Below are 24,896 nucleotides of genomic sequence, written 5' to 3' on the forward strand. Positions count from 1 at the left end.
GTCAGAGATCAGGCGACGAAATTGCCGCCGAGCTCGTCTTCGATGTGAATACGGATAATGTCGTCGAAAGTCTTCTCGGCCGTGGTGAAGCCGAGCTCGCGCGCACGCTTCGGGTCGAAATTGCGCGGCCAGCCGCCGACGATGCCGACGATGAAAGGATCCGGCTCGCGCTTGATGCGGGCGGCAACCTTCTCGCCGGCGACGCGCTTCAAGGCCGCGATCTGCTCGCCGACCGTCGCCGACAGGCCCGGCATGGTCAGGTTGCGGCGCGGGCCGACGGTGGCAAGATCCATGGTGCCGGCGTGAAGCAGGAAGCCGACGGCCGAGCGCGGCGTGGCGTGCCAGTGGCGGACGTCCTCGGACACCGGCAGGATCGCTTCCTTGCCGGCGAGCGGCTCGCGCAGGATGTTGGAGAAGAAGCCCGATGCCGCCCTGTTGGGCAGGCCCGGCCGGATGCAGATGGTCGGCAGGCGGATGCCGATGCCGTCGAGAAAACCGCGGCGCGAATAGTCGGCGAGCAGGAGTTCGCCGATCGCCTTCTGGGTGCCGTAGCTGAGCAGCGGCGTGTGGAAGAACTCGTCGCCGATCGCATCCGGAAACGGGGCACCGAACACCGCGATCGAGGACGTAAAGACCACGCGCGGCTTGTAGCCACTGCCGACGAGCCTGATCGCATCGAGCAGCATCCGCGTGCCGTCGAGATTGATCCGGTAGCCCTTGTCGAAATCCAGCTCGGCCTCGCCCGAGACGATCGCGGCGAGATGGAAGATCACGTCGGGGCGGCCGGCGATCAGCTTCTCGGCCGCGCCCGGCACGGCGAAATCGCCCGACACGGTCTCGACCGGGAAACCGGCCTTTTCCGGCTTCTTCGGCTCGACCACGTCATGCATGGTCAATCTCGTGATGTCGCTCTTGCCGAGCCGGCCGTCGCGCAACAGCCGTTCACAGAGTTTGCGGCCGACCATGCCGGCGGCGCCCAGAACCAGAATGTGCAAGAGCCTACTCCTTCTTATTGGCAGGAGCGCACCGCTCCTGATGCGCCCTCGGCAAGCCCCGCGATCATTCCTTCACGGCGCCGGTCATCGCCGACACATAATGCTCCACGAAGAAGGCGTAAAGGATCACGAGCGGCAGCGAGCCGGCCAGGGCTCCGGCCATCAGCGACCCCCAGCGGTAGATGTCACCGTCCACGAACTCGTTGACGATCGCGACCGGCACCGTCTTGTTGCTGGTCGACTGCAGGAAGGTCAACGCATAGATGAACTCGTTCCAGCATAGCGTGAAGCAGAAGATGAAGGCCGAGATCAGGCCGGGAATCGCGAGCGGCACCACGATCTTGATCAGGATCTGCCAGCGGCTCGCCCCGTCGATCAGCGCGCATTCCTCGAGCTCGAAGGGGATGGTCTTGAAATAGCCCATCAACAGCCAGGTCGAGAACGGGATCAGGATCGTCGGATAGGTCAGGATCAGCGCCAGCGGCGAGTCGAACAGACCGTACTGATACACCACGGTGGCGAGCGGAATGAACAGGATCGACGGCGGCACGAGATAGGCGAGGAAGATCAGCCCCCCGACGAGATTGGCGCCCTTGTAGCGCAACCGCACGATGGCGTAGGCCGCGAACACCGATGCGACGATCGAGAGCACCGTGGCGCAGATCGCCACGTACATCGTGTTCCAGAGCCAATGCGGATAGTAGCTCTCGAACAGCAGCTTGTGGAAGTGCTTGAACGTCGGATTCCAGGTCCAGAACGGATTGTACTTGTCGAGATCGAGCAGCTGCTCGTCGGGCTTCACCGACGTCAGCGCCATCCAGTAGAACGGGAACAGCAGGACGACGACGATGATCGTGAGCGGCAGATAGAGCGTCACGAGCCTGCGTGGCACCGACTGCAGGTAGCTCATGCCCTCGCTGTTGTCGACGCGCGACGGCGCCGATATGACGGCCTTGAGATCGACTTTCGAGGCAGGAAGATCAGTCATTGCTCTCTCCCTGCTGCCACTTGCGGCGCTGCAGGCCGAACCAGGACACCATGATCGCAGCGAGCAGGAACGGAATCATGGCGCTGGAGATCGCCGCGCCCTCGCCGAGCTGCCCGGCGATGATCGCTCGCTGATAGGACAGGGTTGCCATCAAATGGGTGGCATTGACCGGGCCGCCACGCGTCATCGCCCAGATCAGCTGGAAGTCGGTGAAGGTGAAGAGCACCGAGAAGGTCATCACGACGGCGATGATCGGCGTCAGCAGCGGATAGGTGATGTAGCGGAAATTCTGCCACCGCGTGGCGCCGTCGAGCGTTGCCGCCTCATAGAGCGAGGGCGAGACGGTCTGCAGGCCCGCGAGCAGCGTGATCGCCACGAACGGAACGCCGCGCCAGACATTGGCGAAGATCACGCAGATCCGCGCCCAGGTGGTGTCGCCCAGGAAGTTGATGTTCTGGCTGATCAGGCCGAGGTGCTTCAGCGACCAGGAGATGATCGAGAATTGCGAGTCGAAGATCCACCAGAAGGCGAGTGCCGAGAGCACGGTCGGAACGATGAAGGGGATGAGCACCATCGCGCGCAGCATCGCCTTGAAGGGCATGTGCTCGTTGAGCAGCAGCGCGAGATAGAGTCCGATCGCGAATTTGAAGACACTGGCGACGAAGGTGTAGAGCAGCGTGTTGAATACGGACAGCCAGAAGATGGAGTCGTCCCAGAGCCACTCGTAGTTCTCGGTGGCGATGAACTGCCCGACCCTGCCGATGCGCGTGTCCGTGAACGACAGCCAGATGCCGAGCCCGAGCGGATAGGCCAGGAAGAAGATCAGGAACGCCATGGCCGGCACCATGAACCAGAAGCCGAGCCAGTTGCGATTGTATTTGAGCTGGGTCCAGGCGCTCGCCTCGCTCATCTGAGGCTTGGCCCGGGGAATTGCGACATCAGCCATGCCCGATATCCCTGATCGAAATGTTGACGAGCGGGCGGCCGGAAGGCCGCCCGCTCCGTGACCGTCAGCGATAGATGCGCTTCAGCTGGCGCTCGGCATCCGCCATCGCGCCCTTCGTATCCTTGGCGCCGGTGCAGTAGTTGGCGAACATGTCGACGACGATGAAATCGGCGATTGCGGTCGCCGCCTTCTCGCCGACCGTACCGATACCGGACGCCGGCAGCGTGCGCTTGGAGGCCTGCGAGAACACGGCGTTCTTGGGATCCGCCGTCCAGATCGGCGCCGTCTCATAGGCGTTCAAGGTCTGAGTCAGGTATCCCTGCGCGCCATCCAGCCACTTCTCGTAATTCTCCTTCTCCAGCATGAAGGCAATGAAGGCCTTCGCCGCGTTCGGATATTTGGTGAAGTTGAAGGCGAGGATCGGAAGCGCGAGCTGCAGCTCGGTCGGCTTGCCGATCGGACCGACCGGCCAGAGCGCGTGATAGGTGTCCGCGGCAAGCTCTTTCTTGCTCGCGTCGGTTTTGGCGGCGACGTAGATCGATATGCCGTTCGCCGTGCAATAGAGCTCTCCGGCGAGGAATGCCTTGTTGTTGGAGGAGTCGTTCCAGGACGCCGTGCCAGGGATGAAGCTCTCGTACAGCGCCTTGCAGTACTCCAGCGCCTTCGCCGTCTCCGGCGAATTGATGATGATCTTGTCGTTCTGGTCGACCGTGTAGGCGCCGTGCCCCCACAGCACCCAGTGCAGCCAGGAATTGCCGTCGCCCGATGCGTGCCCGAGCGCGAAGCCGGCCGGCGTGTTGTTGGCCTTCAGGGCCTTGCACATTTCGAGGAAGCCGGGGAAATCCTTCGGGAATTCCTTGAAGCCAGCCTTCTCGAGCGCCGACTTGCGGTAGTTCATGTAGCCGCCGTTGGTCGCGACGGGAATGCCGAGCCAGTCGTTGCCCTGCTTGCAGGTCTTGGCGGCCGCATCGGTCCAGCCGCCGTATTTCTGGCCGAGATAATCGGCGACGTCGTTCATCTTCAGCACTTTGGTGGGGAACAGCTGCGGCAGCGTGTGCAGGCCCCAGGCGAGATCGAGCCCGGAGCCGGTATTGGCCGCGACCGAGGCCTTCGGCTGCACGTCCTCGAAGGATTCGCTGAACACGTTCATCTCGGTGCCGGTGGCAGTCTTGAACGCCGCCACCATCGCGTTGAACGCCTCGTCCTCCTGCGGCACGAAGCGCTTCCAGCGCATCACGGTCAGCTTGGCGCCGGGCTCGGCCTTCCAGGGCGCGCTCTGCGCCCAGGCCTTGGCGAAGTCGAACAGTGCCGGCCCGGTCAGCATGCCGGTCGCAGCCAGTGCCGTTCCGCCTTGAAGCAGAGTCCGGCGGGTAAAGTCTTGCATGTTGTCCTCCCTGTGATGCTTTTTTTGTCGTCTTATACTTTGTCGTCTGATGCGCTACGCGTTCATGCGCTTGCCTGTCGCATCGTCGAACAGATGAACCAGTGACGGGTCGGGCTTCAGCCGCACCTTGTCGCCCGGGTTGAACTGGTGACGCTCGCGGAAGACCGCGACGACCTGTTCGCCGCCCACCTTCGCGAACACCTGCGTCTCCGAGCCGGTCGGCTCGACCACGATGATCTCTGCCTCGGCGCCGTCATCGGCGATGGTGAAGTGCTCCGGCCGCACGCCGTAGACTGCGGGCCGGCCGTCCGAGCCCGCCGGTGCGGTCTTGAGCGGCAGCTTGACCCCGTTCGGCCCCTCGAAGGTGGCAACGCCGTTGACGCGAACATGACCCTTGAGGAAGTTCATCGCGGGCGAGCCGATGAAGCCGGCGACGAACTGGTTGTCGGGCTTGTCGTAGAGCTCGAGCGGCGTGCCCATCTGCTCGACGATGCCGTCATGCATGACGACGATCTTGTCGGCCATGGTCATGGCCTCGATCTGGTCGTGGGTGACGTAGACGGTCGTGGTCTTCAGCCGCTGGTGCAGCTCCTTGATCTCGGTGCGCATGGCGACGCGCAGCTTGGCATCGAGGTTCGACAGCGGCTCGTCGAACAGGAAGACCTGCGGATCGCGCACAATGGCGCGGCCCATGGCGACGCGCTGGCGCTGGCCGCCGGAAAGCTGGCGCGGATAGCGGTCGAGCAGCGGCGACAGCGCGAGGATCTCGGCGGCGCGCTTGACGCGCTTGTTGATCTCGTCCGAGCTGGCATTGCGCAGCTTCAGCGAGAATCCCATGTTCTCGGCCACCGTCATGTGCGGATAGAGCGCGTAGTTCTGGAACACCATCGCAATGTCCCGCTCCTTGGGCTGGACATTGTTCACGACGCGGTCGCCGATCGAGATCGTGCCGGAGGTGATGTTCTCGAGCCCGGCGAGCATGCGCAGAAGCGTAGACTTGCCGCAGCCGGAGGGGCCAACCAGGACGACGAACTGGCCATCCTCGATCGGAATCGTCACGCCGTGCAGGACTTCAAAATTGCCGAACGATTTCCGCACGTCGCGGATTTGCACAGACGACATCTAGCTCCCTCCTCGAAAGTCCACGACGCCTCTCGCGCCGCGACCGTCTTGTTTTTTCAGACTTCACCGAACGAAGCCCGATCTTAGCGGGCGACATTGTCGGTAGTTTGTGCGGTTTTGGCAATTTGTCTTTGGTTAGTCGTTGCTGGTAGCGCTGTCAACGTTCCTTTGTTTGCAGGACTGACTGTGTTAAGAGCAGCAAATGGGTCGAAAACGCACCAAGTCAGGCAAAATCCGGCTGGCCGAAGTCGCCGAGCTCGCCGGCGTCAGCCCGATTACCGCGTCCCGCTTCTTTCGCAATCCGGATGCCCTGTCGGTCGCCAAGCGGACGCGGGTCGAGAGCGCCGCCAAGGAGCTCGGCTATGTGCCCAACCTTGCCGCACGCGCACTGGCCTCGCAACGCACCGAAGTCATCGGTGTATTGATCCCCTCCCTCACCAATAACGTGTTCTCGGACGTGTTGCGCGGCATCTATGACGCGTCAGAGGGCAGCCGTTACTCGATCCAGTTGTCCAACACGCGCTACAGCATTCTCCAGGAAGAGAAGTTGCTGCGCCTGTTTCTGGCGCAGAAGCCGGCCGGGCTGATCGTCACCGGCATCGACCAGACCGCCGAGTCCCGCGCGATGCTGGAGGCCGCGGACTGCCCGATCGTGCAGATCATGGAGATCGGGCCGGATCCGGTCGACATGATGATCGGCTTTTCGCACTATGATGCAGCCCGCGCGGCGGTTGCGCACCTGTTCGAGCAAGGTCACCGCAAGATCGGCTTCGTCGGTGCGCGCATGGACCCGCGGGTGCAGCGGCGGCTGGACGGATATGTCTCGGCCATGAAGGACGCCGGACTGTTCGAGCAGCGCCTCGTCGTCACGACGGCCACGCCGACTTCGGTGACGCTCGGCGGAGCCCTGTTCACTGATCTCCTGGCGCGGGAGCCCGACATCGATGCGGTGTTCTGCGCCAATGACGACCTCGCGCTCGGCGTGCTGTTCGAATGCCGGCGCCGGGAGATCGCAGTCCCCGGGCAGATCGCGATCGTCGGCTTCAACGACCTCGAATTCATGGCCTCCGCCGTCCCGACCCTCACCAGCATCCGCACCAACCGCTACGAGATGGGAAAGACGGCCGCCACCATGCTGATCAACGCGATCGAAGGGCGGCGCCCGGAGCAGCCGGTGCTCGATCTCGGCTTCAAGGTGATCGAGCGTCAAAGCTCGTTGGCACGACGTTCGGACAGCAGGCCAGCCGTTTCCGGCGCGGGTGCGGTGAACAAAATGATAGCGTTACCAAGTAGCCACGACTAGTATTCGGACTCGTGAGGAAACGACCCGCCAGCCGGGAAGGCAGATCATCGCTCGCGCCGTTGGGCATCGCACATGCCGACACCATGAGACGGACGCCAGTGCGTTTGCATTGCAGGAGAAACCAATGACAAAGAAACCAACCAATGGGCATGCCGCCGGCAGCAACGGTTCTCGCCGCCACCTTCGCTCGCAGGAATGGTTCAACAACCCGCACAATCCGGGCATGACCGCGCTCTACATGGAGCGGTACCTGAATTACGGCCTCACCCGTGCCGAGTTACAGTCCGGCAAGCCGATCATCGGCATCGCCCAGACCGGCAACGACCTCTCTCCCTGCAACCGTCACCACATCGAGCTCGCCCATCGCGTCCGCGAGGGCATCCGCGAAGCCGGCGGCATCGCGATGGAATTCCCGACCCACCCGATCCAGGAGACCGGCAAGCGCCCGACCGCGGCGCTCGACCGCAACCTCGCCTATCTCGGCCTGGTCGAGGTCCTCTACGGCTATCCGCTCGACGGCGTCGTGCTCACCACCGGCTGCGACAAGACCACGCCGGCCTGCATGATGGCGGCGGCCACCGTGAACCTGCCCGCGATCGTGCTGTCGGGCGGACCGATGCTGAACGGCTGGCACAATGGCGAGCGCACCGGCTCCGGCACCATTGTATGGAAATCGCGCGAGCGGCTCGCGGCCGGCGAGATCGACTATGAAGAGTTCATGGAGATCGTGGCCTCCTCGGCGCCCTCGGTCGGCCATTGCAACACGATGGGCACCGCCTCGACCATGAACGGGCTTGCCGAAGCGCTCGGCTTCTCGCTGCCGGGCTGCGCAGCGATCCCCGCCCCCTATCGCGAGCGCGGCCAGATCGCCTACGAGACGGGAAAACGCATCGTCGAGATGGTTTGGGAGGACCTGAAGCCCTCGGACATCCTGACCCGCAAGGCGTTCGAGAACTGCATCGTGATCAATTCGGCCATCGGCGGCTCGACCAATGCTCCGATCCATATCAACGCGCTGGCCCGCCATATCGGCGTCGAGCTCTCGATCGAGGACTGGCAGAAGGTCGGCCACGACGTGCCGCTGCTCGTCAACATGCAGCCGGCCGGCTTCTATCTCGGCGAGGAATTCCACCGCGCCGGCGGCGTGCCGGCCGTGGTGCGCGAGCTGATGAAGCACAAGCGCATCCACGAGGATGCGGTCACGGTCAACGGCCGCGGCATCGGCGAGAACTGCAGGAATGCACCGGCGCCCGACAACGACGTGATCTGGGCTTACGACAAGCCGCTGGTGAAGGATGCCGGCTTCCTGGTGCTGAAGGGCAACCTGTTCGATTCCGCGATCATGAAGACCAGCGTGATCTCCAAGGAATTCCGCGACCGCTATCTCAGCAACCCGAAGGACCCCAACGCCTTCGAGGGCCGCGCCATCGTGTTCGAAGGACCTGAGGACTATCACGAACGGATCGACGATTCCTCGCTCGACATCGACGAGCACTGCGTGCTGTTCATCCGCGGCACCGGTCCGATCGGCTACCCCGGCGGCGCCGAGGTCGTGAACATGCAGCCGCCGGCAGCACTGATCAAACGCGGCATCCTGTCCCTGCCCTGCATCGGCGACGGCCGCCAGTCCGGCACCTCTGGCTCGCCCTCGATCCTCAATGCTTCGCCGGAAGCCGCCGCCAATGGCGGTCTTGCGATCCTGAAGACCGGCGACAAGGTGCGTATCGACCTCAACAAGGGCAGCGCCAACATCATGATCTCGGACGAGGAGCTGAAGAAGCGCCATGCCGAGCTCAAGGCCAATGGCGGCTTCAAGCATCCGCCGAACCAGACGCCGTGGCAGGAGATCTACCGCAACACCGTCGGCCAGCAGTCGACGGGCGCCTGCATGGAGCTTGCCACGAGGTATCAGAACGTCGCCGGCACGTTTGGCGTGGCGCGGGACAACCACTAGGAAAGATTGTCGTTCCGGGATGCGCCGCAAGGCGCAGGCCCGGAATCCATATTCCCGATCGTGGTTATGGATTCCGGGCTCGCGACTGCGTCGCGCCCCGGAATGACGAGAGACAATTCAAAGGAGAACAACATGGCAGACCGCCTCAAGGGCAAGCGCGCCGTCGTCACGGCTGCTGCGGCAGGCATCGGGCGCGCATGCGCCATCGCATTCGCGCGTGAAGGCGCAACTGTGATCGCCACCGACATCAACGAGGCCGGAATCGCGAGCCTGACCAAGGAAGGCATCGCCGAGGTCGCCAAGCTCGACGTCCGCAACACCGCCGACGTCAACGCCTTTGCCAAGCGCGTCGGCAGGATCGACATCCTGCTCAACGCGGCGGGCTTCGTGCACCACGGTACCATCCTGGAGTGCTCGGAAGAGGATTTCGACTTTTCGTTCGACCTCAACGTCAAATCGATGCACCGGACCATCAAGGCCTTCCTGCCGGACATGCTGGCGGGCGGCGGCGGCAGCATCGTCAACATCTCGTCCTGCGCGGCGCTGCGTCCGCCGGCCAACCGCTACGTCTACAGCGCGTCGAAAGCGGCGGTGTCGCTGCTGACGCGTGCGGTCGCACTCGACTTCATCACCAAGGGCATCCGCTGCAACTCGATCTGCCCCGGCACCGTCGAGACGCCCTCGATGCTCGACCGCGCCGCCGCGCAAGGACCGCAGGGCAAGGAGATGTTCATCTCCCGCCAGAAGATGGGCCGGCTCGGCACCGCCGAGGAGATCGCGTCCATGGCGGTCTATCTCGGCAGCGACGAGAGCGCCTTCACCACCGGCGTCGACCTCGTGGTCGACGGCGGCTACATGCTCTGACGCTCGGGAGCAAATCTCATGAACAAGATCGATCTCAACGGCCGCGTCGCCATCGTCACGGGCGGCGCGCAGGGCTTTGGCCGCGCCATTACCGAGCGCTTCGTCGCCTCCGGCGCCAAGGTCGCGATCTGGGATTTCGACGCGGCACTCGCCGAGAAGACGGCAAAGGAGATTGGCGGCGAAACAAAAGTCTTCAAGGTCGACGTCACCGACACCGCGGCCGTCGAGCAGGCGCGCGATGCGACGCTGGCCGCCTTCGGCAGGATCGACATTCTCGTCAACAATGCCGGCATCGCCGGGGTCAACAAGCCGGTCTGGGAGACTGATCTCGAGGAATGGCGCAAGGTGCTGCGCATCAACCTCGACGGTCCCTTCATCTGCTGCAAGGCGATCGTGCCCGCGATGCTCGAGCGGAAATACGGGCGCATCGTGAACATCGCCTCCATTGCGGGAAAGGAAGGCAATCCGAACGCGGCGCACTATTCGGCGTCCAAGGCCGGACTGATCGCGCTGACGAAATCGCTCGGCAAGGAGCTCGCCGCGCACGACATTCTCGTCAACGCGGTGACGCCGGCGGCGGCGAAGACCGCGATCTTCGACCAGATGACGCAGCAGCACATCGACTTCATGCTGTCGAAGATCCCGAAGGGGCGCTTCGTGCTGGTGGAGGAGCTCGCCGCGATGGTGGCCTGGCTCGCATCCGAGGATTGCGCGTTCTCGACCGGCGCGGTGTTCGACATCTCCGGTGGACGCGCAACCTATTGAGGAGCGCCATGATCCGAAAGGCGGCTGTCGGTGCGGCGCGGTGCGGTTCAAGGCGGAGGGCGAGCCGCTCAACGTCCGCACCTGCCACTGCGATGAGGAGAGCTTGATGGAGTTCTATTGGGAAGCCAAGGACGACAAGTGGTTCCTGCGTCCCGCCGTCGAGGCACTAGAGCAGGCTCCTATCACCGTCGAGCAGGAGGACTGGTATTGGCTCGTGAAGATCGATGGTCGTCCTCTCAATTTCCGCTTCACGGGTCTCATAGGAGCGAGGCAAAGCGCTTGGGAGTACGTCAAGCGCTACAGTCACATGCACTATGGCATCAAGTCGGTCACGCTGCGGTCAATCGAGGAGCCTCAGCGATCAGCTTCATGATGACCATCGAGCTTGTTCATCGCCTGCCTTTGCCCGCGGTCGTCGCGATCCAGATCCCGGCAAACACCGCGACGATGCCCGCCGCCAGATTCCAGCGCAGCGGCTCGTTCAGCAGCCAGGCCCCGACCAGCGATGCCGTGACCGGATTGACCGTCACCGAGATCGCGACGCGCGTCGGCGTCGTCCGCTCCAGCGCGAAGGCCCAGAGATAGAAGGTCAGCGCTGCGCCGAAGGCACCCAAATAGAGGGCTCCCAGCCACTGCGGCATCCCGAAGCCCGCGACGGGCGCAAAACTGCCGCGGATAGACGAGAGCAGGATGAGGCAGGCCGCGCCGGCCGCCATGCTCATGGTCGTAAAGGCGATCGGACTGGAGCGCCGGATCAGCGGCTTCGACCAGATGCCGTACAGCGCCATGCACAGTGCAGCCGCCATCATCAGGAGATCGCCGCGCCAGGCGCCCGACGGGGCTGAGGTCAGGTCGGACAGAAGCGCCACCGCAACCCCAAGGGTCGCGATCACGACACCGACCGATTTGCGCCAGGTCAGGGCTTCGGCGCCGAGCGCAGCCCCGATCACGAGCGACAGCAAAGAAAGCGTCGACAGAGCCAGCGCGCCGCGCGCTGCGGTCGTGAAGATCAGCGACGCGTTGAACAGGATCGGAAACAGCGCGAAGAACAGGATGCCGAGCGCGACGGCGGCAGCCCAGTCCCCTCGCTTCGGCCAGCGATCGCCGCGCAGCAGCGCCAGCGGCAGCAACAGGAGAAAGCCGATGCCGAAGCGGAACGAGCCGATCGCGAGCGGATCGATGCTCCCGACGAGATAGCGCGTGGCACCAATGGACGTCCCGCCCAGCGCGCTCGACAACACGGCGGCAAAAACGCCAAGAACCTCGCCCACGATTCCTCCCGATGGCTTTCGGGCAGCATAGGAGACGCGCCGAAACGGGGAATGGAATTTCCGTCATGCCAGGATAAGTTTTCGTCATGACCGCGTCCGATCTTGACCCCGACCTTCTGAGGGCCTTCCTCGCCGTTGCCGATCATCGGTCGTTCACGCGCGCGGCCGCGATCCTCAACCGCACCCAATCGGCGGTGAGCGTCCAGATCAGGCGCCTCGAAGAGCGGCTGAGCGTCAGGCTGTTTCACCGCACGAGGTCGGGCGTGGCACTGAGCGCGGCCGGTCACGAGCTGCTCGTCTATGCAAGGCGGCTTCTCGACCTCAATGCAGAAGCGGTCGATGCACTCCGCCCGCGCAAGCGCGATGCCGTGGTCCGCCTCGGCGTGATGGACGACTACGGCACGATCGTCATTCCGCCATTGCTGGCGCACTTTGCCGAAAGCCGTCCGGAGATCCGCGTCGAGATCGAGACGGGGTTGACGGCGACGATGCCGGCCCGGCTCGGCGAAGACTATGACCTCGTCATCGCCATGCATCCGGAAGGAAACGGCAATGGCGAGCTGCTGCGACGCGAGCAGGCCGTCTGGGCCGCAGCCGCGTCATATTCAGCCGGGGCGCAGCGCCCCACGCTGCCCGTCGCACTCTATCCGCCGGGCTGCCTGTTCCGGCAGTGGGCCACAGAGGCCCTCGATGCCGCCGGCCGCCCGTGGCGGCTCGCCTTCGTCAGCCGGACACTTGCAGCGGTGGAAGCGATCGCGGCAGAGGGCCTCGCGATCACGGTCGTGAAGGCGGGCATTCTGCCCCCTCGCCTGCACGTTCTGTGCGAGCGCGACGGCCTGCCGCCGCTGCCAGCGGCGGACATCCGCCTCCACCGCGCGCGCAACCTGTCGCGTCCGGCGGCACTGCTGGCAGATCATTTGCAGCGGGCAATTTCGGAATTGGGCGCCATATAGCGGTAGATCGTAAAGGGTTGTGGCCCTATACGGCTTGCTTTGCAAAGCGCGCGTGCGAACCGGGACGGACGAGCCGTGAACATCTCCTTCTATGATCTTTCCGTCTGGGTCCTGCCGCTGGTGCTCGCAATCACCTTTCATGAGGCCGCGCACGCCTTCGTCGCGGACCGGCTCGGGGACAATACGGCCTCGCAGCTCGGCCGCGTCAGCTTCAACCCGCTTCGGCATATCGACCCGTTCGGCACCCTGATTCTGCCCGCGATGCTGCTATTCGCGCATTCGCCATTCCTGTTCGGCTACGCCAAGCCGGTGCCGGTGAACTTCCGCAAGCTGAACAACCCCAGGCTCGACATGGTCTGGGTGGCGCTGGCCGGGCCCGTCACCAACATCCTGCTGGCGCTGGCCGCGGCCCTCGCCTTCCATGCCCTGCCCCTGGTACCCGCGAGCTCGGCGAAATGGGTTGCGGACAACCTCAAGAACGCCCTCGTGATCAACGCGATCCTGGCCGTGTTCAACATGATGCCGATCCCGCCGCTCGATGGCGGGCGCGTTGCGGTCGGGCTGTTGCCCCGCCCCCTCGCCACGCCGCTGGCGCGGCTCGAGCCGTTCGGTATGCTGATCCTGATCGGCCTGTTGATCCTGCTGCCGCTTGCGGGTTCGCAGTTCGGTCTAAATCTTGATGTTATTTCAGCAATACTGCGAACGTTGACCGGTTATGTGATTCAGGCTGTTCTGTTCCTGACCGGCAACGTTTAGTTGAACAGAACACTCCCACGCCGAAGGGCCAGAGGCCGACTTGGTCAAAGCTGCCGATATGCTGATCGCGCGACGCGCCGACACCCGTGCCCGCGCCGATTTTGCCACCTGGAACATGATGGCCAAGCTCAACGGGTCGTCCGCACTACCACCGGAGGCCCAGGAGTTCCTCGCCAGCTACAAGAACCTGCTGACGCAGATGAGCGAGGACGAGGCCAGCGAAGCCACCATCGGCGCGATCTACAAGGCCTATTATGTCGAGATGGGCGGTGCTGGAACGCCGCCCGACGTCCGCGTCCGTCCGCCTGAAGCAGCGGCGGACAATGTTACCGCCTTCCGCCGACCGGCGCCGAAACCGAAGAAGGCCGCCTCCTTCGGAGCGGCGGCATTCGCTGGAAGCCAGAGCCGGCCGCTCCCGGTAGCGCTGATCTTCGCGTGCCTGGTCGTGGTCTATGTCGGGATCAGGCTCTACTGGCGCTGAGCCGTCTTTTTCTTCTTCGCGTCCGGCGGAGTGAAGATGATGTCGACCGTACGTTCGAACCGGTCCTCCGTCAGTCCGGCAGGCGGCTGCGGGATGGGATCGGACTTGCGGACGATCGACACCGCCGCCGCATCGTAGGCCGCATCCCCCGACGACTCCACGACATCCACCGACAGCACGTTGCCCTTCCGGTTGATGGCGAAGCTCACCTTGACCTTCTGGTTATTGGGCACTTTACCGTCCGGATTGACCTTGTGCAGCGCCAGATGCGCGCTGATCTTGCGGTTCCAATCAGCCGTCAGCTTCAGGATGTCCTTGCCGATACCGATGACGGGCGCCAGTGCCTTCTCGGCCTCGCGCACATCCTCCTCGAGCGTCTGCCGCGCGGTCGCAACCGATTTCGGCGAGGCTTCGGCGGCCGGAGTCTCGACCGCCTGAATCTTCGGATCGTCCTCCGTCGGTTTCTTCGCGTTGTTCTCGGTCACGACGCGGTCGGGATCCTCGACCTCCTGCGACTGATCCTTTGGAAGCTCCGTCTCCTTGGTCTCGGCCTTCTGCTCGGGGAGCGCCTGCTGCTCCTGCATCGCTTCGCTGTCAGGCCCGGGCGGCAGATCGGTTTCGGGCGCCTTGGGCGATGCCATCTCCACGGCGAACTCTGCACCATTGGCACCAAGGCCGTCGCCGTCGTCGTCGGTGCGCAAATGGGCCAGCGCGAGCGCAGCACCACCCAGATGGAGCGCGAGCGCCGCCACTGCCGCCAAGATCCAGAGCCTCCGGGATGGTCTGAGTTCGTCCGACATGACGGGCCTCTAAGGCTGAGCGGCGCCTGGCGCAGGCACCCCCGGCGCGCCTTCCAGCGCGACCAGTTTCACCCGCGTATAGCCGCCTGAGCGCAAGAGCTCCATAACTCCCATCAATTCGCCATACGGCACCGAACGATCGGCGCGCAGGAACACATACTTATCCTTGCTCATGTCGGACAGGCCGTCGAGGGTCCCGATCAACTCGGCCCGGTGAACCGGGTTCTCTCCGATCGCGAGCGTCAGATCAGGCTTGATGCTCAGATAGGTCGGCTTGTCCGGCTTCTTCTGCGGCGTCGCGCTCGACGTCGGCAGATCGATCGGCAGGTCGACCGTGGAGAGCGGCGCTGCGACCATGAAGATGATCAGCAGCACCAGGATGACGTCGATGAACGGCGTGACGTTGATGTCATGCGTTTCCGAGAAATCGTCGTCTTCGCCGTCGTTGTCTGCGAGCGAAACGCCCATGGTTCACTCCGCTGCGCGTGAATGCACGCTGCCGTGGCTGCGGTCGAGATCGCGCGAGAGCAGCCGTCCCGCCGCGCCTGAGGCGCGGCTGACGAGCTCGAGATAGCCCTTCGTCACGCGCGAAAAATGATTGTAGATGATGACGGCGGGAATGGCGGCGACGAGGCCGATCGCGGTGGCGAGCAGCGCTTCGGCGATGCCGGGCGCGACCACGGCGAGGTTCGTGGTCTGCGACTTCGAGATTCCGATGAAGCTGTTCATGATGCCCCAGACCGTGCCGAACAGGCCGACGAAGGGCGAGGTCGAGCCGATGGTCGCAAGCACGCCCATGCCGATCCGGATGCGCCGCTGTTCCGCGCGCACGATCTCCGAAAAGCTGGAGGCCGCACGCTCCTTGATGCCGGCATCGCTGGACAAGCCGGCCGACATCCGCGCCTCACGCAGCGCCGCCGCCAGGAAGGACGGCAGGATGCCCTGCTTGGTGCCGAGGGCCATCTGCGCTTCGGCGAGCGAGCGCGCCTCCGCAATCTTCTTCAGTGCCGAACGAAGTTTCGTGGATGCGACCGACAGTTCGATCGATTTGGCAATGAAGACGGTCCAGGTCACCAGTGAGGCGAAGGCGAGCCCGATCATCACCGCCTTCACGATGACGTCCGCCGACATGAACATCACCCAGGGCGACAATTCCTTCATGGCCGGCGCGACGGCGGCCGCATCGGACTTTGCGGTCACCGAAGCGGCGGCCGCGGGAGGCGCCGCCGGAGCAGCGGGAGCGGTTGCCGTCGAAGCCGAAGGCGCCGGATCTGCAGGCGCGGTGGCTCCTGGTGCCACCGAGGTCGGGCCGGCCGGGGCCGGCTGAGCCACCGATTGCGCCGGTACCGGGGAGCTTTGTGTCTGGGCAGAAACGGGGGATGCGAGCCAGGCGGCCGCCAGCATCAAAGCTGCGGCAAGGCTTGCTTGGAAGGACATGGTCTTCATACTTCGGCCCAGTAGCGAATGAGGTTGTGATAGATACCCGTCAATTTGACCGTTTCGGGATCGTCACGCCCGAGCCGTTCCACCAGCGCCTGTATCGCGGTGTCGAGGTCAAAGATCATGCTCCGAGCTTGATCGTCCCGTATCATGCTCTGAAGCCAGAAGAAAGACGCAACCCGCGTTCCCCTGGTCACGGGGGTGACCAGATGGAGGCTGGTCGAGGGATAGAGCACGCAGTCCCCGGCTGGCAACTTGACCTCGTGTGAACCATAGGTGTCCTCGATCACAAGTTCGCCACCATCGTATTCCTCCGGTTCGGCGAGGAACAGCGTGACCGACAGGTCGGTGCGGATGCGAAGGCCGGTCAGGCGATCGCCGCGGATCGCATTGTCGACGTGCAGGCCGAAATGATGGCCGCTGCTCGCCGCATAGCGGTTGAACAGCGGCGGAAAGATCTGCAGCGGGATCGCCGCCGCGATGAAGCGCGGGTTCGAGGTCAGCGCCGAGATGATGCGGTTGCCGAGCTTGCGCGCGACCTCGCTGTCCGGCGGCAATTGCTCGTTGCGCTTGACCATCGCCGACTGCGCGCCGGCGGTGGAGCGACCGTCCTCCCAGTGGCTGACGTCCATGATGCGGCGGAAATCAGCCACATCATCCTTGCTGAGAACGCCAGGCAGGCATGTCAACATGATCAGAACTTCGCTGTCGTCACGACGTAGAACGCCCGTCCCGGCGCAACCGTCACGAAAGGCACTGCGCTGCGATAGAGCGTATCGTAGTACAGCTTGTTGGTGAGGTTCTGGGCGTAGAGCTTCATGGTCCAGTTCTGGTCGATCTTCTTCTCGACGAACGCGTCGAAGCGCCAGTAGCTCGGCAGCTCGTTGCCGGTGTTGGCCGCGAAGGTGCCGCCATAGACCTTCGAGCGGTACACCGCCTGCCCGCCAAGCTCCCAGCCGCCGTCGAACTTGTACTTGGTCAGCATGCTGAACGACTGGTGGGCAATATTGGCGAGCTGCAGCCCGAGATTCGAGGCAACGCCACTCTGCGTGACCTTCGACTGCATGAGCACCAGACCGCCAAAAATGCTCCAGCGGTCGGTGATCTTGCCTTCGGCCTCAATATCAATGCCCTGGATCCTGTAGGCAGCGCCCGAGGTGAGCAGGCCGTTGACGGTCTCGCGCGCGTTGTCCTTCGTCGTCTGGAACAGCGCGGCGCTGACGAGCAGGTGCCGATCCGCCAGCTCCCATTTGGTGCCGAGTTCCGCCGCCTTGTTGCGCTCAGGCCCGAGCAGAATGGTCGAGTTGGCGGGAACGCCGCCGTAGTCGGTGCCCGTCGCGTCCAGCTCCGAACCGAATGGATTGGCCGAGGTAGCATAAGCCGCATAAACGCTGCCGATCGACACCGGCTTGTAGACCACGCCGACGTTGTAGTTGACGAGATCGGCGCTTTGCTTGAGGTAGGCCGTATTGGTGGACGAGCTCTGGCTATAGCCGTCGTAGCGGACGCCGCCATTGACGATCACCGTGTCCTGCCAGTTCGCGGTGTCCATGACGTAGACGCTGCTGGTGTTGACGCCGTAACGCGTCGGGTTTCCAACCAGCGAGGGCGTGTTGCTGAAGGGAATGTTGGTGTACTGCGGAGAGTACAGATTGACTCCCGTGACGGCCCCGTTGCTCGTCGAACCGCCGCCGAACAGTTCCGACGAGAGGCCGGTGTAGCGGTCGATCGAGATGTTCTCGTTCGAATATTCGACGCCGAACACGGCGGTGTGCTTGACCCCGCCGGTGTCGAGCTTGAACGTGGCCTCGTTCTGGTTGGCCCACACGTCCACGTTCTGGTAGCGGCTCTGCGCGCTCGCCGTCGTGGTCCAGAGCAGCGGATTGGAACTGGTCGTGTTCGGGTTCTGCGGCAGCGTGCCGATGTAGTTGAGCAGCGAGTGCTCACCGCGGACCTTGCTGGTCAGAGTGATGGCCTCGTTGACCTTGTACTCGATCGTGCCGGTGCCGAAATCCTGCCGCGCGGTCTGGAAGTCGCGGTTGAGGAAGCCGTACCAGTTTTCACGCGGAATGCCCGCCGAGGTCACCGGCACGTTGCCCTGCTTGTAATAGGGCACGCCGAAATCGGGATAGCCGCTGAGATCGGTATGGACGTAGTTCGTCGTGATCTTGATGTCGTTGGTCGGGGTGTACTTGGTCGAGATGAAGCTGCCCCAGCGATTGTCGGTGACGTAGTTGCGCCCGGCGACGTTGGCGTCCTGGAACAGGCCACCCGTGCGCACCGAGAAGGTCGGATCGATGACCTGGTTCACGTCGAGCGTGACGCGCTTGGTCATGTCGGTACCGAACTCGGTGCCCATGCGCTTGAAGTTGACGTCGCCCGCCTGCTTGGTGACGATGTTGATGGCACCGCCGGCGGTGCCTCGGCCGGCATAGGAGGACGCCGGGCCGCGCAGAATCTCGATCTGCTCGGTGAAGAAGTTCTCGCGGATGGAAACGGCGGGATCGCGGATGCCGTCGATGAAGACGTCGTTGCGCGCGTCGAAGCCGCGGATGAAGAAGCGGTCGCCGAACGCGTTGCCGCCCTCGCCCGAGCCGAGCGTCACGCCCGCGGTCGAGCGTCCGATCTCCTTCAGCGTCGTGGCGTTCTTGTCCTCGAGAACTTCCTTGCTGAGCACCGTGATGGTCTTGGGCGTATTCAGCATCTTCTCGGGAAACTTGCCCGAGGCCTGCACGTGATCGACTTTGTAGGGCGCCTCCGGATCGGCATAGGGATTGGCGTCGGCGGGGCCTGACGGTGTAACGGGGGCCGTCTGCTGCGCCTGCTGCCGCTGCGCGGCGCGGCGAAGCGCGTTGCGGGCACGGACCTGCTCAGGCGAGGGCTTCGAGGCAGTCGGACGCGGACGCTCGACCGGAGCATCGACCGTCACCGGCGGCAGATTCGACTGCTGCGCTTGCGCGCCGCCCGACACCGACGCCACCGCGATCAAGCTTGCAACCGCCGAAACCTTCTTGCCAGAAACGCCCGCGAACCTCTCATCCACCGGATCGAATGCTGCGACCGAACGCAACGACTTCGGTGCGACCACCTGCCCCATTACCAAACGCCCCATCTTCCTGTTCGCTCATTCACTTCGACGAACGATGGCTGTTGGTATCGGCCACAAAATAGCGGGTCAATGCGAGGCGCTCGCGAGAACCCTTGAATCAATCCAGATCAAAACGATTCTAAACTGCGGTTTGAAATCGTTCCAAGACGAGATTGGACTCGTTCTAAAGACAGCGCAGATGGACGTTCGTTCTCAGTCGCTGCTCGGCGGCTTCATCAGCGAGAACAATTCGTCGACCGTCTTCTGCGCGACGGCGCGCACGCGATCGGTGTTGTCCATGCCGGCGATGTTGACGCCGTTCACGACAGCTTTGATCTCGTCGCGAAAGTCGGTGAGGAAGCGCAAGGGATCGCGCTGCTCGTTGGCGACACGCGCGATCAATCCCGTGATCAGAATCTGACACGCGATCAGCTTGCCGTTCAACTCGTCCATCCTGCGCTCCATTCATGGCGGCGCCGATATGAACGATGCCGAAATCCCTGACAACCGAAACGGCCTCCCCGCGATTTAGAACCGTTCTCGTGACTGATCCGAACCAGGACTCAGCGCGGCGCCATCCGGCCTGAGCACACCGCTATCGGAGCTGCGCAAGAGGGGGCACGCCGATCGGTCGCGCCCGGAAAAATGCAGCCCTGCACAGCGCGGCGCCAGAGCACTGCCCAGGGGGTGCAAAGCTTTCCAATTGTTTAGGTTTCCGAACCGATAGTGCTGTTTACACTGGAACTTGGCGTGTATTATACAAACCCGCTGGAACCGTATGATTGCCCCATAATTCGTAAGCGTAGGGCACAAGAGCCGACACGAGACGATATGAAAAAGTCCCGGCCGATCCTCTGGATTTTGATCGTCGCGGCCGTGGCCTCCGCAGGTTACTATGGATGGCAGAGGTTCGGCTCGGCCGGACAGACCCAGACAGCCCAGAAAGCGTCGCCCCGCCCGTCCGCTATTCCCGTCAGCGTCGCGCCGGTCCAGAAGACCGATTTCCCGGTCTACCTGACCGGTCTCGGCACGGTTCAGGGCTTCAACACCGTCCAGGTCCGCAGCCGGGTGGATGGTCAGATAAACAAGCTCGCCTTCCGCGAAGGCCAGATCGTCCAGCAGGGCGACCTTCTGGTCTCGATCGATCCCCGGCCCTATCAAGCCGCGCTTGACCAAGCCAAGGCCAAGAAGGCGCAGGACGAGGCAAACCTCGCCAACGCTAATCTAGAGCTCCAGCGCGCCGTGAAGCTCGGCGAATTCGCAACAACACAGCGGGTGGATACCCAGCGCTCCACGGTCGCCCAGCTCACCGCGCAGATCGCCGCCGACGAAGCCGCGATCGCCAACGCCCAGACCCAGCTCGACTACACGCAGATCAAGGCGCCGATCACCGGGGTCGCGGGGCTCCGTCAGGTCGACGTCGGCAATATCGTCAACGCCTCGACCCAGACGGGCATCGTCACGATCTCGCAGGTCGAACCGATCGCCGTGATCTTCACCGCACCGGAAGACCAGCTCCCCTATATCAGCGAAGGCCAGAAGGACGGCGCGCTGAAGGTGATCGCCTTCACGACCGACGGCAAGAAGACGCTGGCCGAGGGCAAGCTCGCGGTCATCAACAACCAGGTCGACACGACCAGCGGAACGATCCGTCTCAAGGCGGTGTTCGACAACAAGGACCACGCGCTGTGGCCGGGCCAGTCGGTTTCGACGCGGCTCCTGGTGCGGACGCTGAAGGATGCGACCGTTGTTCCTGATGATGCGGTCCAGCACTCCACCAACGGCCTCTACGCCTATACGGTCAATCAGGACAACAAGGCCGAGGTTCACAAGGTCAAGGTCAGCTATGGCATCGACGGACGTTCGGTCATCGAGGAAGGCTTGAGCCCGGGCCAGCAGGTGATCGTCGGCGGTCAGTTCAAGGTCCAGCCCGGAAGCCTCGTGTCGACGGCGGTGGCAAGCTCCGATCCGGCCCAGAGCAAGGTACGACAGGAATGACCGAAGGCGGGATTTCGGCACCTTTCATCCGTTATCCCATCGGCACCTCGCTGCTGATGGCCGGCATTCTCTTCGTCGGTCTCGTCGCCTATCCGCTGCTTCCGGTTGCGCCCCTGCCGCAGGTGGACTTTCCGACCATCCAGATCACCGCCAACCTGCCTGGCGGCAGCCCCGAGACGATGGCCTCCTCGGTGGCGCAGCCGCTGGAGAGGCAGTTCGCCCAGATCCCCGGCATCGCTCAGATGACCTCGACGAGCTATCTGGGCACGGCGTCGATCACCATCCAGTTCGACCTCAACCGCAACATCGACGGCGCCGCGAATGACGTGCAGGGCGCCATTAACGCTGCCAGCGGCCAGTTGCCCAAAAACCTGCCTTCGCCACCGACCTACCGCAAGGTCAACCCGGCCGACGCGCCGATCCTGTTATTGTCGGCGACATCAGAGACGCTGCCGCTGACCAGCGTCAGCGACGCAGTCGACGCCCAGCTTGCTCAGCAGATCAGCCAGCTGTCGGGCGTCGCCCAGGTCTTCATCGGCGGCCAGCAGAAACCCTCGATCCGCATCCAGGTCGACCCGGCTAAGCTCGTCGCCAAGGGCCTGTCGCTGGAGGACGTGCGCAGCCAGATTGCGATCACCACGGTCGACAGCCCCAAGGGCAACATCGACGGCGAAAAACGCGCCTACACGATCTACGCCAACGACCAGCTCACCCAGTCGAAGGACTGGAACGACGTCATCATCGCCTATCGCAACGGCGGTCCGTTGCGAATTCGCGACATCGGCCGAGCGGTCAGCGCCGCTGAAGACGCCAAGCAGGCGGCCTGGGCCAATGGCAAGCGTGGCGTCTTCCTGGTGATCTTCAAGCAGCCGGGCGCCAACGTCATCGAGACCGTGGACCGGATCAAGGCGACCCTGCCGCGCCTCGTTGCAGCGATCCCGCCCGCGATCAAGATCGAGCTCATCAGCGACAGAACCACCACCATCCGCGCCGCGGTCGAGGACGTCCAATTCACGCTGCTGCTGACCATCGCGCTCGTGGTCATGGTGATCTTCATTTTTCTGCGCAGCTTCTGGGCGACGGTCATTCCTACCGTCACGGTTCCGCTGGCGCTGCTGGGCGCGTGCGCCCTGATGTGGCCGGCCGGCTATTCGCTCGACAATCTGTCACTGATGGCACTCACCATTGCGGTCGGTTTCGTGGTCGACGACGCCATCGTGATGCTCGAGAACATCACCCGCTACATCGAGGAAGGCGACTCGCCGATGGAGGCCGCCTTCAAGGGCTCCAAGGAAATCGGCTTCACCATCGTCTCGATCAGCATCTCGCTGGTCGCGGTGCTGATCCCGCTGCTCCTGATGGGCGGCATCATCGGGCGCCTGTTCCGCGAATTCGCCGTGGTGCTGGCGATGACCATCTTCGTTTCGATGTTCGTGTCGCTGACCCTGACGCCGATGATGGCCTCGCGCTTCCTGCGCGCCCATGGCGAGGTGCAGCACGGCCGCTTCTATCAATGGAGCGAGCGCGCCTTCGACGCGATGCTGCGCGGCTACGAATATGTGCTCGATCACGCCCTCGCCTGGCGGCGCACCACGCTTGCGATTTTCTTCGTCACGCTCGGACTGTCGATCTACCTGTTCGTCCTGATCCCGAAGGGCTTCTTCCCGCAGCAGGACGTCGGCCTGATCACCGCCACTTCGGAAGCCTCGCAGGACATTTCGTTCAAGGAGATGACCCGGCGCCAGGAGGAGCTCGGCAAGATCATCATGGCCGATCCCGACGTTGCCAGCGTTGCCATGTCGATCGGCGGCAGCGGCCGCGCCGGCAACAACGGCAACCTGTTCATCACGCTGAAACCTCGCGATCAGCGCGAGGCCTCAGCTCAGCAGATCATCGCGCGGCTGCGTCCGCAGTTCGACAAGGTCGAGGGCGCCCGGCTTTACATGCAGGCGGCCCAGGACGTGCGGCTCGGCGGCCGGCCGACGCGCACGCAGTTCGAATTCACGCTGCAGGACGCCAATCTTGACGAGCTCAACGAATGGGCGCCCAAGATCCTCGCCAAAATGCAGACCCTGCCGGAGCTGCGCGACGTCGCGACCGACCAGCAGACGCAGGGCACAACGGTGCAGCTCAAGATCAACCGCGACACCGCCGCCCGCTACGGCATCCAGCCGCAGCTGATCGACGACACGCTCTATGACGCCTTCGGACAGCGGCAAGTCACGCAGTATTTCACCCAGCTCAACACCTACAAGGTCATTCTCGAAATCCTCCCGGAGATGCAGGGCAATCTCGACAGCTTGAACAAGCTCTATCTGAAATCGCCGTTGACCGGCGACCAGGTGCCGCTGTCGACCTTTGCAACCTGGACCACCGACCCGGTCCGCCCGCTCTCGATCAGCCATCAAGGCCAGTTCCCATCGATCACGATCAGCTTCAACCTGGCGCAAGGCGTGGCGCTCGGCCAGGCCACGGAGGCGGTGCAGCGGGCAATGGCCGATCTCGGCGCACCGCCGACGCTGAACTCCAGCTTCCAGGGCACCGCGCAGGCGTTCCAGCAGTCGCTCGGCACCGTGCCGCTCTTGATCCTCGCCGCCCTCGTCGTGGTCTACCTGATCCTCGGCATTCTCTACGAGAGCTACATCCACCCGATCACGATCCTGTCGACGCTGCCCTCGGCCGGCGTCGGCGCGCTCGCAATCCTGATGGCGGCGGGTTTCGACTTCAGCCTGATCGCGCTGATCGGCATCATCCTGCTGATCGGCATCGTGAAGAAGAACGGCATCATGATGGTCGATTTCGCGATCGCCGCCGAGCGCGACGAGCACAAGACGCCGGAGGAATCGATCCGCCAGGCCGCGTTGTTGCGTTTCCGCCCGATCATGATGACGACGATGGCCGCGCTTCTGGGTGGCGTGCCCTTGATGCTCGGTCACGGCACCGGCGCCGAGATCCGTCAGCCGCTCGGTTACGCCATGGTCGGCGGCCTGATCGTCAGCCAGGCGCTGACGCTGTTCACTACGCCGGTGGTTTATCTCTATCTCGACAAGCTCAACAACTGGTTCGCCACCTGGGGCCGTTCGGGCGACGGCGAAGGCGAAGGCGACGAGGCCCCCGAGCACGGCAGCGTCAAGGAAGCCGCCGAGTAAGCTTGCGCTGCGGCTTCCGCGACGCTACAGCGAGGCCCCGTTTCACGCCAACGCGGTTTCGCCATGCTCTTGCAATCCAGACTTGTCGCCCTTGCCGCAGCTGTCTTGTCGTCAATTGGCGCCGCGCATGCCCAGCAGGGCGCCAAGAGGAACACCGCGCCCCCTGCCCCGGCCACACAGCCCGCGCCCGCCCCGACGCAATCACAGGCGGACGGCACTCCTGGGCAGTCCGGCTGGATCGTCCGCTGCAGCAGCGCCGGCCGCGATGCGCCGCTCGAATGCGCGATGGAGCAGAACGCGGTGCTGACCAAGACCGGCCAGACCGTGCTCCTGATCAACATCCGCATCGCGCCCGACACCCGCACGCCGGTGGCGCTGCTGCAATTGCCGCTTGGCCTCAACCTTCCCATCGGCGCCAAGCTCCAGGTCGACGAGGGCAAGACGGTCGATCTCCAGATCCAGACCTGCGAGAACCGCGGCTGCTACGCCTCGACCCCGGTCGCGCCGGACCTGCTCGCCACTTTGCGGTCGGGCAAGCAACTGAAGGTCTCCTTCCAGAACATGGCCAAGGAGACGATCGCGATCCCGATGCCGCTTGGCGATTTTGCGGCGGCCTACGACAAGATCAAGTAACGGGCT

General features: G+C 63.7%; 23 protein-coding genes. 11 read left to right on the forward strand and 12 right to left on the reverse strand.

The annotated features are described in order from the left end of the window. Positions 1-8: 8 nt before the first annotated feature. The 5 genes from denD to ACM42_RS17040 all read right to left on the reverse strand — a co-directional run bounded on the left by denD (position 9) and on the right by ACM42_RS17040 (position 5,435). Positions 9-995 carry a D-erythronate dehydrogenase gene (gene denD, locus ACM42_RS17020; RefSeq protein ID WP_271529036.1) on the reverse strand — a complete coding sequence of 329 codons (987 nt, stop codon included), beginning with the start codon at positions 993-995 and terminating at the stop codon, positions 9-11. Positions 996-1,059: 64 nt separating this feature from the next. Next, positions 1,060-1,983: a carbohydrate ABC transporter permease gene (locus ACM42_RS17025; protein ID WP_239623120.1), complete on the reverse strand. Its 924-nt coding sequence runs from the start codon at positions 1,981-1,983 to the stop codon at positions 1,060-1,062. After that, entirely contained in the window at positions 1,976-2,893 is a 918-nt protein-coding gene (locus ACM42_RS17030) for a carbohydrate ABC transporter permease (RefSeq protein ID WP_370123550.1), read from the reverse strand. The genes ACM42_RS17025 and ACM42_RS17030 overlap by 8 nt, the downstream gene beginning before the upstream one ends. 100 nt (positions 2,894-2,993) lie before the next feature. Continuing rightward, positions 2,994-4,313, reverse strand: coding sequence for an ABC transporter substrate-binding protein (locus ACM42_RS17035; RefSeq protein ID WP_028179110.1), 1,320 nt, complete (start codon positions 4,311-4,313; stop codon positions 2,994-2,996). A gap of 54 nt (positions 4,314-4,367) precedes the next feature. Further along, a complete protein-coding gene (locus ACM42_RS17040) occupies positions 4,368-5,435 on the reverse strand; it encodes an ABC transporter ATP-binding protein (RefSeq protein ID WP_028179109.1) in 1,068 nt (355 codons plus the stop codon). A gap of 202 nt (positions 5,436-5,637) precedes the next feature. Here ACM42_RS17040 and ACM42_RS17045 point away from each other — a divergent pair, with 202 nt between their 5' ends. From ACM42_RS17045 to ACM42_RS17065, 5 genes are all read left to right on the forward strand, one after another. Further along, positions 5,638-6,738 carry a LacI family DNA-binding transcriptional regulator gene (locus ACM42_RS17045; RefSeq protein ID WP_271529038.1) on the forward strand — a complete coding sequence of 367 codons (1,101 nt, stop codon included), beginning with the start codon at positions 5,638-5,640 and terminating at the stop codon, positions 6,736-6,738. Between the two features lie 124 nt (positions 6,739-6,862). Next, positions 6,863-8,692: an IlvD/Edd family dehydratase gene (locus ACM42_RS17050; protein ID WP_271529039.1), complete on the forward strand. Its 1,830-nt coding sequence runs from the start codon at positions 6,863-6,865 to the stop codon at positions 8,690-8,692. 132 nt (positions 8,693-8,824) lie between these two features. Beyond that, on the forward strand, positions 8,825-9,556 hold the full coding sequence (locus ACM42_RS17055; protein ID WP_271529040.1) for an SDR family oxidoreductase: 732 nt from the start codon (positions 8,825-8,827) through the stop codon (positions 9,554-9,556). Positions 9,557-9,574: 18 nt separating this feature from the next. Continuing rightward, on the forward strand, positions 9,575-10,321 hold the full coding sequence (locus tag ACM42_RS17060; protein WP_271529041.1) for an SDR family NAD(P)-dependent oxidoreductase: 747 nt from the start codon (positions 9,575-9,577) through the stop codon (positions 10,319-10,321). Further along, positions 10,302-10,694, forward strand: a complete 393-nt coding sequence (locus ACM42_RS17065) for a GFA family protein (RefSeq protein ID WP_271529042.1) — start codon at positions 10,302-10,304, stop codon at positions 10,692-10,694. Before ACM42_RS17060 ends, ACM42_RS17065 begins: the two co-directional genes overlap by 20 nt. Positions 10,695-10,710: 16 nt before the next feature. Here ACM42_RS17065 and ACM42_RS17070 read toward each other — a convergent pair whose 3' ends face one another. Beyond that, the gene (locus ACM42_RS17070; protein ID WP_271529043.1) at positions 10,711-11,592 is read right to left on the reverse strand and encodes a DMT family transporter; all 882 of its coding nucleotides are present in this window, start codon (positions 11,590-11,592) and stop codon (positions 10,711-10,713) included. A gap of 86 nt (positions 11,593-11,678) precedes the next feature. Between ACM42_RS17070 and ACM42_RS17075 the strand changes: the two genes are divergently transcribed. The 3 genes from ACM42_RS17075 (at position 11,679) to ACM42_RS17085 (ending at position 13,782) form a co-directional block, all read left to right on the forward strand. Then, positions 11,679-12,545 (forward strand): LysR family transcriptional regulator, encoded by an 867-nt coding sequence (locus tag ACM42_RS17075; protein ID WP_271529044.1) that lies wholly within the window; start codon positions 11,679-11,681, stop codon positions 12,543-12,545. A gap of 75 nt (positions 12,546-12,620) precedes the next feature. Next, positions 12,621-13,301, forward strand: coding sequence for a site-2 protease family protein (locus tag ACM42_RS17080; protein ID WP_271529045.1), 681 nt, complete (start codon positions 12,621-12,623; stop codon positions 13,299-13,301). 58 nt (positions 13,302-13,359) lie between these two features. Continuing rightward, entirely contained in the window at positions 13,360-13,782 is a 423-nt protein-coding gene (locus ACM42_RS17085) for a hypothetical protein (protein WP_271529268.1), read from the forward strand. Here ACM42_RS17085 and ACM42_RS17090 read toward each other — a convergent pair. From ACM42_RS17090 to ACM42_RS17115, 6 genes are all read right to left on the reverse strand, one after another. Continuing rightward, the gene (locus ACM42_RS17090; protein WP_271529046.1) at positions 13,770-14,582 is read right to left on the reverse strand and encodes an energy transducer TonB family protein; all 813 of its coding nucleotides are present in this window, start codon (positions 14,580-14,582) and stop codon (positions 13,770-13,772) included. The genes ACM42_RS17085 and ACM42_RS17090 overlap by 13 nt on opposite strands. Positions 14,583-14,591: 9 nt before the next feature. After that, positions 14,592-15,050 carry a TonB system transport protein ExbD gene (exbD, locus tag ACM42_RS17095; protein WP_271529047.1) on the reverse strand — a complete coding sequence of 153 codons (459 nt, stop codon included), beginning with the start codon at positions 15,048-15,050 and terminating at the stop codon, positions 14,592-14,594. A 3-nt stretch (positions 15,051-15,053) separates the two neighbouring features. Next, positions 15,054-16,028 (reverse strand): tonB-system energizer ExbB, encoded by a 975-nt coding sequence (gene exbB, locus ACM42_RS17100; RefSeq protein ID WP_271529048.1) that lies wholly within the window; start codon positions 16,026-16,028, stop codon positions 15,054-15,056. Next, entirely contained in the window at positions 16,025-16,714 is a 690-nt protein-coding gene (locus ACM42_RS17105; RefSeq protein WP_271529049.1) for a Fe2+-dependent dioxygenase, read from the reverse strand. Before ACM42_RS17105 ends, exbB begins: the two co-directional genes overlap by 4 nt. Before the next feature lie 2 nt (positions 16,715-16,716). Further along, positions 16,717-19,119 carry a TonB-dependent receptor gene (locus ACM42_RS17110; RefSeq protein WP_271529269.1) on the reverse strand — a complete coding sequence of 801 codons (2,403 nt, stop codon included), beginning with the start codon at positions 19,117-19,119 and terminating at the stop codon, positions 16,717-16,719. 204 nt (positions 19,120-19,323) lie between these two features. Then, complete coding sequence (locus ACM42_RS17115) at positions 19,324-19,563, reverse strand: hypothetical protein (RefSeq protein ID WP_025035676.1); 240 nt, start codon at positions 19,561-19,563, stop codon at positions 19,324-19,326. 378 nt (positions 19,564-19,941) lie between these two features. On the opposite strand from ACM42_RS17115, the gene ACM42_RS17120 reads away from it, so the two are divergent. From ACM42_RS17120 to ACM42_RS17130, 3 genes are all read left to right on the forward strand, one after another. Continuing rightward, positions 19,942-21,108, forward strand: a complete 1,167-nt coding sequence (locus ACM42_RS17120; RefSeq protein ID WP_271529050.1) for an efflux RND transporter periplasmic adaptor subunit — start codon at positions 19,942-19,944, stop codon at positions 21,106-21,108. Beyond that, complete coding sequence (locus tag ACM42_RS17125) at positions 21,105-24,257, forward strand: multidrug efflux RND transporter permease subunit (RefSeq protein WP_271529051.1); 3,153 nt, start codon at positions 21,105-21,107, stop codon at positions 24,255-24,257. The genes ACM42_RS17120 and ACM42_RS17125 overlap by 4 nt, the downstream gene beginning before the upstream one ends. Before the next feature lie 63 nt (positions 24,258-24,320). Then, complete coding sequence (locus ACM42_RS17130) at positions 24,321-24,890, forward strand: invasion associated locus B family protein (protein WP_271529052.1); 570 nt, start codon at positions 24,321-24,323, stop codon at positions 24,888-24,890. Positions 24,891-24,896 lie beyond the last annotated feature (6 nt).

It is taken from the genome of Bradyrhizobium sp. CCBAU 25338 (assembly GCF_028128965.1).
Lineage (GTDB): Bacteria > Pseudomonadota > Alphaproteobacteria > Rhizobiales > Xanthobacteraceae > Bradyrhizobium > Bradyrhizobium liaoningense.

Coding starts and splice junctions, on each gene's coding strand:
- ACM42_RS17025 (WP_239623120.1), bottom strand. CDS start 1,983: ATGACTGATCTTCCTGCCTCGAAAGTCGATCTCAAGGCCGTCATATCG.
- ACM42_RS17050 (WP_271529039.1), top strand. CDS start 6,863: ATGACAAAGAAACCAACCAATGGGCATGCCGCCGGCAGCAACGGTTCT.
- ACM42_RS17045 (WP_271529038.1), top strand. CDS start 5,638: ATGGGTCGAAAACGCACCAAGTCAGGCAAAATCCGGCTGGCCGAAGTC.
- ACM42_RS17075 (WP_271529044.1), top strand. CDS start 11,679: ATGACCGCGTCCGATCTTGACCCCGACCTTCTGAGGGCCTTCCTCGCC.
- exbB (WP_271529048.1), bottom strand. CDS start 16,028: ATGAAGACCATGTCCTTCCAAGCAAGCCTTGCCGCAGCTTTGATGCTG.
- ACM42_RS17130 (WP_271529052.1), top strand. CDS start 24,321: ATGCTCTTGCAATCCAGACTTGTCGCCCTTGCCGCAGCTGTCTTGTCG.
- exbD (WP_271529047.1), bottom strand. CDS start 15,050: ATGGGCGTTTCGCTCGCAGACAACGACGGCGAAGACGACGATTTCTCG.
- ACM42_RS17125 (WP_271529051.1), top strand. CDS start 21,105: ATGACCGAAGGCGGGATTTCGGCACCTTTCATCCGTTATCCCATCGGC.
- ACM42_RS17055 (WP_271529040.1), top strand. CDS start 8,825: ATGGCAGACCGCCTCAAGGGCAAGCGCGCCGTCGTCACGGCTGCTGCG.
- ACM42_RS17090 (WP_271529046.1), bottom strand. CDS start 14,582: ATGTCGGACGAACTCAGACCATCCCGGAGGCTCTGGATCTTGGCGGCA.
- ACM42_RS17085 (WP_271529268.1), top strand. CDS start 13,360: ATGCTGATCGCGCGACGCGCCGACACCCGTGCCCGCGCCGATTTTGCC.
- ACM42_RS17060 (WP_271529041.1), top strand. CDS start 9,575: ATGAACAAGATCGATCTCAACGGCCGCGTCGCCATCGTCACGGGCGGC.
- ACM42_RS17115 (WP_025035676.1), bottom strand. CDS start 19,563: ATGGACGAGTTGAACGGCAAGCTGATCGCGTGTCAGATTCTGATCACG.
- ACM42_RS17105 (WP_271529049.1), bottom strand. CDS start 16,714: ATGTTGACATGCCTGCCTGGCGTTCTCAGCAAGGATGATGTGGCTGAT.
- ACM42_RS17040 (WP_028179109.1), bottom strand. CDS start 5,435: ATGTCGTCTGTGCAAATCCGCGACGTGCGGAAATCGTTCGGCAATTTT.
- ACM42_RS17120 (WP_271529050.1), top strand. CDS start 19,942: ATGAAAAAGTCCCGGCCGATCCTCTGGATTTTGATCGTCGCGGCCGTG.
- ACM42_RS17035 (WP_028179110.1), bottom strand. CDS start 4,313: ATGCAAGACTTTACCCGCCGGACTCTGCTTCAAGGCGGAACGGCACTG.
- ACM42_RS17110 (WP_271529269.1), bottom strand. CDS start 19,119: ATGGGGCAGGTGGTCGCACCGAAGTCGTTGCGTTCGGTCGCAGCATTC.
- ACM42_RS17030 (WP_370123550.1), bottom strand. CDS start 2,893: ATGAGCGAGGCGAGCGCCTGGACCCAGCTCAAATACAATCGCAACTGG.